General features: G+C 66.3%; 3 protein-coding genes. All 3 read left to right on the top strand.

Annotated features, from left to right (window positions below; genetic code table 11):
• Positions 1–207: 207 nt before the first annotated feature.
• The gene (locus RGV59_RS11455) at positions 208–5,409 is read left to right on the top strand and encodes a hypothetical protein (RefSeq protein ID WP_126586145.1); all 5,202 of its coding nucleotides are present in this window, start codon (positions 208–210) and stop codon (positions 5,407–5,409) included.
• Between the two features lie 73 nt (positions 5,410–5,482).
• Positions 5,483–8,584, top strand: coding sequence for a transglycosylase domain-containing protein (locus RGV59_RS11450; RefSeq protein ID WP_046485821.1), 3,102 nt, complete (start codon positions 5,483–5,485; stop codon positions 8,582–8,584).
• Between the two features lie 82 nt (positions 8,585–8,666).
• A complete protein-coding gene (locus RGV59_RS11445) occupies positions 8,667–13,745 on the top strand; it encodes an NEL-type E3 ubiquitin ligase domain-containing protein (protein WP_126586147.1) in 5,079 nt (1,692 codons plus the stop codon).
• The last annotated feature ends 34 nt before the right edge of the window (positions 13,746–13,779 follow it).

The following is a 13,779-nucleotide window of genomic DNA, read 5'->3' as shown; positions in this document are numbered from 1 at the left end:
CACAGCTTTGGTGCAGCGTCATGCCCCTACCTAGGCCGTATATACCCAGCCGAAGGCTCTGTTTCAATACTTTCAGCCCATCGGGCGGACAACGCGGAAGCCGGCCACGGCCGAACGGGAAGCATCGCCATACCCGCCGCCGGGCCGCCCCTTCACCATGGGGTGCTTCGATTGCCAGGACGGCAATCCCAGCGAAAGGATCTCCCCATGCCGACCACCCTCGACGTACTCCAGCAAGGCCGGGCACGACGCCTGGCCGCCGATGGCCAATTGATCAGCGCGTTGTTCAATCACCTGACAAACGGCGACTCCACCACAGTGATCGTGCCCGAGCACTCCACCCTGGGCTGCTGGCTGCAGGTGTACCGCCGGGCACTCAGCCGCCCACACCTGCGGGCCTGGGCCACGCGCCTGCCGGTGGAGCTGGCCGGCCTGGACGTGCCGCTCGAAACCGCGCCGCTCGAACTGCCGGCGCAATCGGTGCTGAATTTCTATGGCTATCCCTACCCCGAGCATCGCGGCGAGCGCAGGGTGATCTCCCAGGCACTCGATCAATCGAACAGTTTCGCCGAGCCCAAGGCGGGGCTGGATGACGGGTTGAAGCGGTTGAATCAAGACCGGCAGCAGATCGCCGACCAACTGCAAGCCCTGCTCGACGACGACGATTTCAGCCTGTTTTCCTGCTACAGGAGCTATTTCAAACTCGACTCCGGTTCGTTCTGGGCCACCGCCCAGCAAACCGGCGCCGCGTTACTCGACGCCATCACCCGCAACCCGTCGTTCCTGGCGCTGGAAGCGGTCGACGGCCTGCAACCCGGCACGTATATGTTCGATCCCGCCACACGCCGGCTCAGCGGCAAAAAAGCCTGGGGCGGGCTGGTGGATATCGGCATCGAACAACTGCTGGCGCTGCCCCTGGACGGCCAGCTTGAACAACTGGTCGAAGTCGCCGAGCAGTTGGGGAGCTTTGTCCACCAGAGCGGCCAGTTCAGCCTCGCCCAACTGCTCAATTGCCATGATCTGCCGGTGCCCGACACACCCGCCGAAGCCCGCGTGCTGATCGACACGCTACGCCAGTCGACGGCGTTGACCACGCTGCCGGTCAGCGACCTGGCCAACGCCGATCTCGCCCTGATGCAGCACCAGCAGTGGCTGGCCCAGGACCATGACCGCGACGTCATGGCCGAGTGCTTGAAAGGCCTGATCCAAGCCCCGCCCAACGACCACGTGATCGACACGGCCAGCGTGACGTTGCACCCCGCACCGGACTCCGGCGCGCCGCACCATCCCGCCGTTGTCCCGCACCCCATCTGCGGCCCCTTCACCCTCCAGCAACTGCTGCAACAGCATGATCTTGCCCCACCGACCAGCGTCGACGAAGCCCAGGACACCCTGCAAACCCTGGAGATGAACCTGCCCCGCCGCCCCGAGTTCGACGACTATCATGGGCTGTTGAGCGCCACGCCCCACTCGCCGGTGCGACTGCTCAGCGAACAGCGCCACAGCGTTCTCGCCACCGCCAATCACGGCCTGCCCGAAGGCCACCCACGCCTGCTTGACCGCTTGTGCGGCACACTGCTGGGCGACCTGAGTGCTGACGCGATCCGCGCCCAGGCCGACCACTTGCTCAAACAACTGCTGCGGCGCGGACCGGCGCGGCAGTTGGGCCAACAACTGGTGACGGCGCTGCACTGGTACGGCCAGCACCCGGACGAAGCCGCCAGCCAGACCAGCCTCGACCTGTTGGTGTTGAGCGCTCTGATCCTCGACCTCGACCCTGGAGCCGGCGAAGCAGGCGCTCCCATCGCCGGTTTCGAGCTGAGCGCCCACGCGGGCAAGCCCCACGGCGAAGTGCGCCAAGACCTGGAGCTGCATTTGGTGCGAACCTGCAAGGTCTCCACCCGCGCTGCGCCCCTCGCCGCCCACCTGTTGCTGGCCGGCGCCGCGCCGGAGTTTCTGGTGCGCGGGCTGCCCGCGACGATGCGCTTTCGCAGCTCGATCGCCTGGATGAGTTTCAAGCAAGGGGTCTTGATCGCGCAGGCCATGGCGCCCGGCTCACCGCGCCAGCTGAGCTACCACGACATGCTCGCCCTGGCATCCATGCCCGCCACGACCGGCCAGCAACAACAGTGGCGCGAATACCTCGCCACCCGCACCCTGCTCGACTGGGCCATCACCGTGGGCGAACTGCCCGAACGCGACAACACCGCCTACCTCGCGCATGAAATCGACGCGCTGAAGCTGCGCCTCAGCCAACGCCTGCACGCCTTGAAGGCAGCCCTGATCACCTTTGCCGACGCGCCACCGACCCGCCGCAGCATTGCCCTGGCCGACCTGAAAAACCTATTCCCCAACCAGACGCTGCTGGACAAAGCCTGCCTGTGGCGCCCCGTCCCGCCGCTCGCCAGCGGCAGCCTGCGCTTCCCGATGCACCATCACGAGCGCCGGAACTACAGCCTGCACAGCCTGGTGGAGTTGCACATGGATGGCCAACTGGGCGACAGCCGCTGGCAGTCCATCGAGCCCCAACTGGACCTGGCACAACTGCGCCCATCGTTCGGGCGCCTGGGCAACATCCATCAACGCTTCGACAGCGCGTTCGCGGCCTACATCGAACGCCTGAAGCAGGCCTACAGCAGCCTGATCGAAGACCTGCTGGCGCAACTGCCGCTGGCCGACCGACACCACCTGCAACAGGCCGACTTGCAGCTGTTGGTGCTGAAAAAAGAACCCGGCAAAGACCTCGCCCTGCTGAGCCCGGAGGAAGCGTTGGCGCGCAGCGCCCGAATGGGCGTGATCCTGCGCGGTACATCGCCCAGCGCGGTGCAGGAATACGAGCTGTTCCCGCTGTTGAACCGCGTCGACAAACGCCGCGGCGCACCGCTGGCATTCCGCGAGGGCGGCACGCTGATGTCGGTGGCCACCGGCACTCCCCACGCCACCCGCCCGGTCACCCAACTGCTGATGGGCGATGAACTGCCGCTGGACTGGGACGCCTATGCCAACGGGCGCCCGCCACGGCCGGGGGTGCGCGCCAAGGTCATTGTGCAGACGCTGTGGTCATTCAGCCCGCCCGCCGCCCAGCCGCCGACGGCGGCGGCGCTGACCTATGGTTCGACGCTCAACCGCGCCATTGCCCAAGCCATCGTGCGCGAGCACTTCTTCCTCGAAGTCGACGCCTTGCACCTGCAAGCCCGGGGGACCACGCAGCGCGAGCAGATGCAACAACGCTGGGATCGGTTGTGGACACGCCTCAAAGCCCTCGTGCCGTTCTGGTCCTGCGCCGAGGACCTCGCTTCCGGCGACACCCGCCGTGTCATCGACGGCGGCTACGCCTGCTTTATCGACCTGTTGGCGCTGCTTTTCCCCACCCAGCGCTTTCTCACGGCCTCCCTGGCGGTGTTGAAAAAAACCGCGCCGTTGCCGATCAAACTGCTGCAATTGGCCCGCTTGAGCGGCGCCTTCCTCAACACCGCGCTGAACCCGCTGGACGGCCTTCCGGGCCTGTTCAGGCTGGCTCGCAGCGGGGTGATCCGGCTGAGCGGCGGTGCGCGGAAAATCCTCCACACGGCCATCGAACAGGTTCAACGTCGCACCGCCGACCGGTTCCTGCTCGACTACCCCAGGCTGCTCGCTGGCGCCAACCTCGGCAGCGGCACGCTGCTGCGCGGCAGCGACCTGCTGCGGATCAATGCGCTGCTGCACAAAAAACACTGGTACCCGTGCCACCCGTTCACCGGCAAACCCTATGGGCCGCCGAGCCACACTTTTCGTCTGGACAGCGCCCTTGGCGTGGCGCCGATGCAAAACGCCCGCGGGCAGCAGGTGCTGGTCAGCGAACGGCTGTTCGCCACCCAGCCGCTGCTGATTGCGCGTCGCGACGCCACCGACCTGCTCGACGGCGACAACCTGCTCCGCCTGGAGCACCAGGCGCCGACCCACCTGGACGACCTGGCCTCGCCCGCCTACTTCAAGGCCGCCGAAGGCTTCGACAGCCTGTGCGGTGCGGCGCGCAGCAAACGCAGCCCGATCCCACTGATCTGCTTTACCAAAAAACTCACCGCATTCAACGCCTCGATCCAGCAACGCCGCGCCCAGGCCATCGAGCACCTGCGCCTGATCCCCGCCCCCGCCGTCGGCCCTGACCCGCGCAAGCTGGTCCACAACCGCCGGCTGTACGAAGCGATGCCCCAAGGCACCAGCTTTGAACTGACGCCAGTGGCCAGGACCGCGCCGCTGACCTACAAGCCCCAGCTCACCGGTCGGCTCATCGCCAACGAAGCGCAATTCGGCCTGCCCAACAATCAGTTGGACAATCAACTCAACCGCGACACGCGCGTGGTCGAGCTGACCGGGCTGACAGTGGGCACCGATGACAGCCGAACCCTGCGCGCCATGGCGATCGAACTGACCCCGGCGGGAGGCACGCGGATTATCGTGGAGGCCGACGCCGGGGTCTTTTACGAAGGCATCGCCATCGCCCCCGCTCCGGCGATGCTGTTCAACCGCCTGGACTTCAACCTCGGCGGTGAACCCGAACAGCTGATCCGCGCATTCAGCCAGCGCAAGCTCGACTACTTGAGCTCCGCCGGGTTTGTGCATAACCGCCCGTTGGTCACACTGCCCACCCTGGAGGTACTGAGCCAACAACTGGCCAGGCGCGGCTTCGGTGCAGCCAAACTCAAGCGCCTGCTCGAGCAGTCACGCGGCCTGCGGGTTATCAAGCAGCGCGAGTTGTTGCTCAACGCCAGCGATCAGGGGCAGCGCCTGGGCATGAGCGTGGCCGTCACACCCTTGAAACTCGACACCTGGCCGCCCTACCTCGCCCAGCCTGGCCAGACCCTCAATCAGTACCTGGCCAGCAAGGCCCAGGCCAGCACCGTGGCGCTGGTCAAAAGCACCGGGATCGGCTCGGCCAACATCGTGGGCACGGGGGTCGACGAGCTGGAACGGCTGGCCATCGCCGAACCGCTGGTGATGTGGCAGTACAGCCGGGCGGGCCAGCCTAACTACACCGAAGTGATCCTCAAGACCGGCGCAGGCAATTGCGACCAGATGGGCCACGTGGCGAGCGAACTGATCAGGTTCAACGGCGGCGCCGCGCGCGTCTGGGGCACCAGCCCGCCCGCCCACGCGTTTGTGGTGGTGGGGAACCCGCCGGCGACGCTGGGCTCGACCCTGGACTTCAGCGAAGCGGGCTGGGTCGGCCTGTGGATATGCGACCCCTGGGCAGCCATCGTCTGCCCGGCAAGCGACTATGTGCGTCAACTCAACGTCAAAATGCACATGTGGTACCTGGAAGACATTTCGGTGTTTTTCAACGATCGCGGCACCTACCGCTGGGGCCAGGCCAACGACCGCAACTGGCTGGCGCTGCTGCGCAACGGCGTGAAACGCCCGCAGCCGTGAGCCGACACATTTCGTCACCAACGACTAAGCTTCACCCAAGTCCGATCAATCTGCGTAAATGGATGAATCGACTATGGGTGCTTTATGGCAAACCGATTCGAAACAGGCTGCGCTGCCAACCGACAGCCCGGATCAACTGCCATTGCCACACAGCGCCCGCCGGCGATCCGGGTGGTGGCGCCTGGTGTGGCTGGTGCTGTTGCTCGCGCTGCTGGCATTGGGCTGGGCCGCCAGCGTGGAAATGCACACCTCGCGCCTGCAGGCCCGCTACCTGAGCCCGTTGGCCGCCACCCTCAGTTATCGCCTGGAGCCCGGCGCCAGCGATGCCATCGTGTACCCCGGCGACGGCCCGTTCGACCGGCGCCTGGGCTACAGCGCGCTGAATGAATTCCTACCGCGCCTGCTCAAGCGCAATTACCTGATCCAGGCCCAGACACGCTTCTCCCCGGCCTTGCTGGGCTATGCCGAGCACGGGCTGTTCGTGCCCTACGCGGAAAAAGTCCAGGCCGGCCTGAGCATCACCGATTGCCGCGCCGCGCCGCTGTATGCCTTCACCTACCCGCAACAGCTCTACGCCAGCTTTGCCGAGGTTCCGCCGTTGGTGGTGCAGAGCCTGCTGTTCATTGAGGACCGCGACCTGCTGGACCCCACGCAACCGCTGGCCAACCCGGCGGTGGACTGGCCGCGCTTTGCCAAGGCGGCCTGGTCGCAAGTGGCCAAACTCGTGCATCTGCCGGGGCAGACCGCCGGCGGCAGCACCCTGGCCACGCAGCTCGAGAAATATCGCCATTCGCCCGACGGCTTGACCTTGTCCGGCGGCGAGAAAATCCGCCAGATGATGTCCGCCAGCGTGCGGGCCTACCAGGCCGGGCCGGACACCTCGGGCAGCCGGCGCAATATCGTGCGCGACTACCTCAACAGCGTGCCGTTGTCCGCCGTGCCGGGCCACGGCGAAGTGCATGGCCTGGCCGAAGGCCTGCGGGTGTGGTACGGCGCCGACTTCAATCAGGTCAACCAGGCGCTGAGCGACAGCGCGCAAGACCCGGCGAGCCTGGCCAGACGCGGCCTGGCCCTGCGCCAGGTGCTGTCGCTGATGATTGCCCAACGCCGGCCCTCGCACTACCTGACCAAAGGCCGCGAAGAGCTGGCGCAATTGACCGACAGCCATATCCGCCTGCTCGCGCAGAACCAGGTGATCCCCGCCACCTTGTCCGCCGCCGCCCTCGCCAGCCACGTGACCTACCGCGACTGGCAGCAGCAACCGACCCTCCAGCCGGTAGAAACCAACAAAGCCATCAACGTCGCCCGCAGCCGTCTCGCCAGCCTGCTCAACCGCTCGCTGTATGACCTCGACCGCCTCGACCTGTCGGCCACCAGCACCTTGCATTACGCGCTGCAAACCCAGGCCACCGACTACCTCAAGCACCTGGCCGACCCGGCGTTCGCCGCGCAGATGGGCCTGCTCGGCCCGCGCCTGCTGACGCCGCAAAGCACACCGCAGGTGCGCTACAGCTTCACCCTCTACGAACTGACGCCCGACGGCGCACGCGTGCGGGTGCAGACCGACAACACCGACCAGCCGTTCGATATCAACGAAGGCAGCAAACTCGAACTGGGCTCCACCGCCAAGCTGCGGGTGCTGACCACCTACCTGCAGATCGTCACCGAGCTGCATGCACGCTACCAGGCGCGCACGCCCGCCGAGCTGAAAAGCGTCGAGCTGCCCGAGCAGGATGTGCTCTCGCGCTGGGCGCTGAATTACCTGATCCAGCACAGCGACCGCGACCTGGCGAAAATGCTCGACGCCGCCCTCGACCGCACCTACTCGGCCAGCCCCGGCGAGGCGTTTTTCACCGGCGGCGGCCTGCACCGCTTCCATAACTTTCGCAACGAAGACAACGGCCGCAACCCGACCTTGCGCGATGCCCTGCGCGAGTCGATCAACCTGCCGTTCATTCGCCTGATGCGCGACCTGGTGCGCTACACCACCTATTCGGGCGAAGACAACAGCGCACGGCTGCTCAAGGACGACAACGACCCGCGCCGCCAGGAATACCTGGCCAAGTTCGCCGACCACGAAGGCACCGCGTTCCTGCTCAAGTTCTGGAAAAAATACCGCCACAAAGACACCCAGGCCCGGCTCGACACCTTCATGGACAGCCTGCACCCCACCGCGATCCGCCTGGCCGCCGTCCACCGCTATTTGCTGCCCCAGGCCAGCCAGGCGAGTTTCAACACCTTCGTGCGCTCGCACCTGAAAAACCTCAAAACCCCCGACACGCTCAGCGACGAGCGCCTCGAACGGCTCTACCAGAGTTACGGCCCCGGCGCCTACGACCTGCCGGACCAGGGCTATATCGCCAAGGTGCATCCGCTGGACCTGTGGCTGCTGGGCTACCTGCTCAACCACCCAGAGGCGAGCTTCGACGAGATCGTCAAAGCCAGTGAATTCGAACGCCAGGAGGTCTATAGCTGGCTGTTCAAGAGCCGTCACCAGAGTGCGCGTGACAGCCGGATCCGCACCATGCTGGAGATCGAAGCGTTCCTCGACATCCATCAGCGCTGGCAGGCCGTGGGCTACCCGTTCGACCATCTGGTGCCGTCGCTGGCCACCGCCATCGGCAGTTCCGGCGACCGCCCCGCCGCCCTTGCGGAACTGATGGGCATCATCCTCAACGACGGTGTGCGCTTGCCGGTGCTGCGTATCGACAGCCTGCAATTCGCCAGCGGCACGCCCTATGAAACCCGCGTGGTCAACGACCCGAACCGCGGCAAACGGGTGCTGCCCAGCGAAGTCGCCACGGCGTTGCGCGGCGCGCTGTCGCAAGTGGTCGACGCCGGCACCGCCAAGCGAGTGGCCGGCAGCTTCAAACTGGCGGACGGCACGGCGCTGGCGATGGGCGGCAAAACCGGCACCGGCGATAACCGCATCGAGGCCATGGGGCCCGGCGGGCGCATGCTCAGTTCGAAATCGATCAACCGCACGGCGACCTTCGTGTTCTACATCGGCGCGCATCACTTCGGCACCCTCACCGCGTTTGTGCCGGGGGCGTCGGCGCAGCACTTCACCTTCACCTCGGCCTTGCCGGTGCAGGTGCTCAAGGGCATGGCGCCGATGCTCAACCCGCTGCTGCAACCAGGCGACCCGACGCTGTGCCTGGCCCGCCAACCCTGACGCCCGGCTGCACTACCTATCTGCCACCGCGGCGCGACGCCGCCACACACACTCATGGATCACCCTTTACAGGACTTGATCCATGCCCGCTCTACCGTCACTCGACAGCACCTTCAACGGCGCCCACTACGCGCACATCCGCGACGCCCTGCCGGCCTGGCTCACCCAGGCCACGCCCGCACGCCTCGGCGCATTGAAAACCGCGCGCCTCAACAGCCTGAGCGCACCGGCCCCGCTCAAGGCCGCGATTGCCGAGCACTGGCAGCGACAAAACCGCCTGGACCAACGGCTCGCCGGGTTGAACGATGTGTACGCCTTCGCCGAACCGCTGCTCAAACACGCCCTGCGCGACTATGGCACGGTGGATGTGCGCAACACCTACCTGCGCCTCTATGTCGAAGCCAACCTGGCCTGGTGGAAGATCAACATCAGCGGCGCACAGACCAGCAAGACCGTGTCATTGCTCGATGCGGCGCTGGGCAACTTCGCCGCCAGTGACGACTTTCTCGACTTCGCCTTCCTCGGCCCGAGCGATGCACGCGGCCAGCGCGATGTGCTGTCGATCACCCACCGCACCAGCGGCGCCCGCCTCACGGCGCAGGGGTTCAAAGCTATTTGCCGCCAGCTGGATCTCGGCGCGCAGTATCAACTCAAGCTCAGCCAGGCGCTCGGCTTCAACAACCCGCCGCTGGCCCGCACGGTTCACGACGAAGTGGTCGCACGCCACAAAGCCGCGTTGAACAGCGCCGCCCACCTGGCCCTGGCCAAGGGCGACCTCATGCCCGATACGCACGGTTCGATGCTTGACCTGCTGAACGACCGGCCGAGCCCGCTCCAGGCCTACACCCTCAGCGTGATGAACGTCGCGCTGGTGGGCATCGTGCTGTTTATCGCCGCGCCAGGCCCTCGGGTGATCGCCTATGTCGCCGACGACCCCGAACACCCGCTCAAGGCATACCCGTCGCCCCAGGCGTTCATGGCCGAACTGACCCGTCAGTTGCGCGACAAGGCGCGCTACCAGGTGTTCTTCAGCCAGTTCGTGCCCCATGCCGAGCGCGGGGCTTTTTTTGCCGGGCTCAATGCGCGCCTCAGCCACATCCAATGGCACCAAAAAGCCCGCACCGACAGCGGGCCGAGCTGGAAAGACACGCCGATCAGCGACCCCAACCTGCACTTCAGCGTGCAACGCTGGCTGGACGATTATCGCCAGCGCCCGCCGACACCCCACGCGGACACCCTGTGGAGTTACCTGTATCGCGTGCAACTGAACAAAATCGTCAACGATGCGCGGACTATCGCCGTGTCCAGCACCGACGTCGAACGCCACGCCCGCTGGGCCTGGTGGGACAACCTGGAGCAGATGCTCGCCGACCTCCTCAATGCCGCGTTGCTGGTGCTGACGCCCTTCGTGCCGGTGCTCGGCGAACTGATGCTGGTCTACAGCGCCTACCAGATCATGGACGAGGTGTGCGAAGGCGTCGTCGACTGGAGCGAAGGCCGGCGCACCGAAGCCTGGGAACATGTGGCGGGGGTGGCCGACAGCGTGATCCAGTTCGCCCTGTTTGCCGCGGGCGGCCACATCGGTCAGCTGGTGCGGCTCAAGCTCTCGCCCTTCATCGAAGGCCTGGTCCCGGTGCAGCGGGCCGACGGCAGCCGGCGCTTGTGGAACCCGGACATCAGCGCGTTCGCCCGGAAAACCCCGATCCCCGCCGATTCGATACCGTCGCCCGCGGGCCTGCATCAGCATGACGGCAAAACCCTGCTGGCCCTGGGCGACCATCACCTGGAGGTGCAATACGACCCGCTCAGCGACGCGCACCGCGTGGTCCACCCCGAACGTCCGGACGCCTACCGCCCGCGCCTGCAATTGAATGGCGACGGCGCGGCGACCCACGAGGGCGAACGCCCGCGCACCTGGGAGCGTGCGCAGTTGCTGCGACGTCTCGGGCATCGGGTGCAACCGTTCAGTGACACGCAGCTGGAACAGCTAAGAGTCGCCAGCGCCACCGAAGACGGCGCCCTACGCCGCATGTACGAGTACAACGAAACACTGCCGCCGTTGCTCGATGCCGGCCTCAAACGGCTCGAAGCGGCCGACGCCATCCAGGTGGCCAGCGAAAAAATCCGCGCCGGGCAGGCTTTGAGCGCCGACCCGAGTTCGGACTGGTTCGAGCAGATGGTCACCGAACTCGACGGTTGGCCCCGGAACAAAGCACTGCAAGTGTTCCTCAAGCCCGACCTGAGCGGCAGCTCGCACCGCTATGGCGCTGCGCAAGCCAGCGCCGCCGACACCTTGCGCATCAGCCTCGGCGAAGTGCTGTCCGGGCACTTGCCGGAACGGGTGCTGGGCTTTCTCGATGAAGCGGCAATCACCCGCCTGCTGGGCGCCGAGGTGCCGAAGTCGCAGCGGGTACACGCGTTGCGCGAGCAACTGGCCGACTACGTATTGAGCCAGAGCCGCGACATCGCCCCGGCGGTCTACCGCGCCCGTGAAGAGAGCGACGACCCCAGCATTATCAGCCTGCGCCACGACCATCCCGACCTCGACCTGAGCCTGGCCCGCCGCCTGCTCGACACCGCCCGCCCCGCCGAACGCCAGGCCCTGGCCGCGCACCGGCGCGGGCCGTTGCGTCTGCGCAACCTGGCCGACGAGCTGCACGTGGCCGCCGAGGCGGCACGCGCCTACGAAGGCTTCTATCCACCGGCGTCGCCCAGCCCGGCCACGGAAACCCTGGTGCTCAAGACCCTGCAATTGCACGCCGACGTGCTCAGCGACCTGCACCTTGAAATCCGCAACGGCGCCGTCACCGGCCCCCTGCGCAGCCAGGCCGGCCCGGACACTGCCACCACTCGCCGGGTGTTGGTCCACAACAGCCTCGGTTATGCGGTCTATGACGGTGCCGGCCAACCGTTGCACCGCCCGGCCAATCTGTACGAAGCCGTGTTGTCGAGCCTGCCCGCCGCGTCGCACAGCGGGCTGGGTTACCGCCCCGGCGAAGGTGCAGACCTGCGGCGCTGGCTGATGACCGCCCTGGAACCCTTGGCCGAGCGCCGCACGCTCCTTGCTGAGCCGGCGACTCACCGGGTGATGGAGCGGCACACCCAACAGTTGCTCGGCGGCCCGCTGCTCAGCCGCTGCCGCGCCGCGCCTGCCGATCACCCGGCGACGTTTGCCAGGGAGGTCTTGCAACGCTTGTTTCCGAGCCTCAGCGAGCAACGGCTGAGCCGCTTTATCGAGGCGATCCCCACCGACCAACTGGGCACCACTCTGAACGACCTGACCCTGGAGAAACAAACCCTGCACAGCCAATTGCAGACCTGGAAACAATCGCCCACCCATCACCCCAAAGGCAGCGTCCAGGAGCGTCAACAACTGGCCAGCCGCAAACGCCTGGCGCTGCTCCTCGAACAGACCTGGGCCGACCGCTACGCCGAATACACCGACGATTGGGGCCGCACCCAACACGGCGCGCGCGTGGACCTGAACGGCATGCCGCTACCCGAATCGCTGCCCGCGCTGACCGTCAACTTTGAACATGTGACGTTCCTGGACCTGAGCCAGAGCAGCGTCGGGCAAACCCATTGCGGCTTGCTCAAGCACTTCCCGGCGCTGCACTCCCTGGACCTGAGCGACAACCACCTGACCAGCCTGCCGGTCGAGCTTGGCGCGATGCGTTTGCTGCGCAACCTCAACCTCGCGAGCAACCGCATGGCCCTGTTCCCCGAAGACGTGACGCGCCTGCGCAACCTGCGCCGCCTGCAAGTCCTGATCCTCAGCCACAACCCGCTCAGCCTCGCGCCGGACATCACGCGCATGCCCAACCTGCGCCGCCTCGACCTCAGCCACACACAGATCGGCCAATGGCCCCGCGGCCTGTTTGCCCACCCCAGGAACGATGCGTTCGACCTGAACCTGAGCGGCAACCCGATCCGCGCCCTGCCCACCCTGACGCCGGAACCCACGGCTGCGCGCACCGTGGCGCGCACCCGCCTGGACCGCAACACGCTGAACGACGATCAGCGCACTCTGTACGAACGCTACCGCAACGAGGCCGGGCTGGACCCGTATCGCACCTATGAGCCCCAGGGCAGCAGCGATCCCTGGCTGGAAGGCGTCGACGCCAACACCCGGCTTGTCCGCGAGCAGCTGTGGGACGCCGTCGAAGACGAACACGGCTCCCAGGGCTTTTTCGAAGTCATCAAGCTGCTTGAGCCGCCCGAGTTTTTCGAGACCCCCCAGGACCAGCAGCGCTACGCCCGCAACCAAGCGGAGCTGACGCAACGGGTATGGCGCTTGATCAACGCCACCCACGCCGACAGCGCCCTGCGCGAGCGCTTGTTCAAGCTGTCGAGCTTCCCCGGTTTGTGCGGCGACGGCGGCGCGCAGATTTTCAATGAGATGGGGATCGAGGTCATGGCCAGCGAAGCCCGGCGCTTTTCCGCGTCACTGGCTGAACTCGAAGGCCGACTGGTGACCCTGGCCAAGGGCGCGGCGCGCCTCAAGCACCTGAATCTGGTGGCCCAGGCGGACGTCGCCCGGCGCCTGCGGCCCATCGACGCCGGTGGCGAAGGCCAGCGCCTGCGCTCCGAGCTGGTGGACGGCGAGGCCGGCGCGGTGGACGAAGTGGATATCCACCTGGCCTACCAGACCGCCCTGGCCAACAGGCTGGATTTGCCCTGGCTGTCGGACCACATGCTCTACCGCGACACCGCCAATGTCAGCCCGGACCGCATCCAGCAGGCGTACACCACGGTAAGGGAAATGGGCCAGGGCGACGGCCTGGTCAACCAGATGCTGCTCGAGCCGTATTGGGAGACCTTCCTGCAGGAAACCTACGACAACCGCTATCAACAGAATCTCACCGAGTACACGCACAAGTTCTACCGCCTGGACGACCTGCAAACCCTGCAGGCGCAATGGCGCGAAGAACAGGAGCCGCAGCAAAAAGCCCGGCTCGCCGAGCAGCTCAAGGCCCTGGCGGAAGAACTGGACACGGCCGAAAACCTCGTGCTCAGCGACACGCCGATCAGCGACGCGCTCTACAACCGCCTGCTCAACGACCTGGGCTACAAGGAGAAGGACTGGATGCGCGACCTGACCCGCACAGCCCTGAAAAACGCCGCTCAACAGCGTAACCGGGCGCCGTTGTCCGACACATGAGGGCACTGCAGGCGCGCGCATGCCCGCGCCTGCA

Origin of the sequence: Pseudomonas sp. FG1, assembly GCF_034313875.1 — a bacterium.
Lineage (GTDB): Bacteria > Pseudomonadota > Gammaproteobacteria > Pseudomonadales > Pseudomonadaceae > Aquipseudomonas > Aquipseudomonas veronii.
This window is presented reverse-complemented; position numbering and strand designations above follow the sequence as displayed.

Coding starts and splice junctions, on each gene's coding strand:
- RGV59_RS11445 (WP_126586147.1), top strand. CDS start 8,667: ATGCCCGCTCTACCGTCACTCGACAGCACCTTCAACGGCGCCCACTAC.
- RGV59_RS11455 (WP_126586145.1), top strand. CDS start 208: ATGCCGACCACCCTCGACGTACTCCAGCAAGGCCGGGCACGACGCCTG.
- RGV59_RS11450 (WP_046485821.1), top strand. CDS start 5,483: ATGGGTGCTTTATGGCAAACCGATTCGAAACAGGCTGCGCTGCCAACC.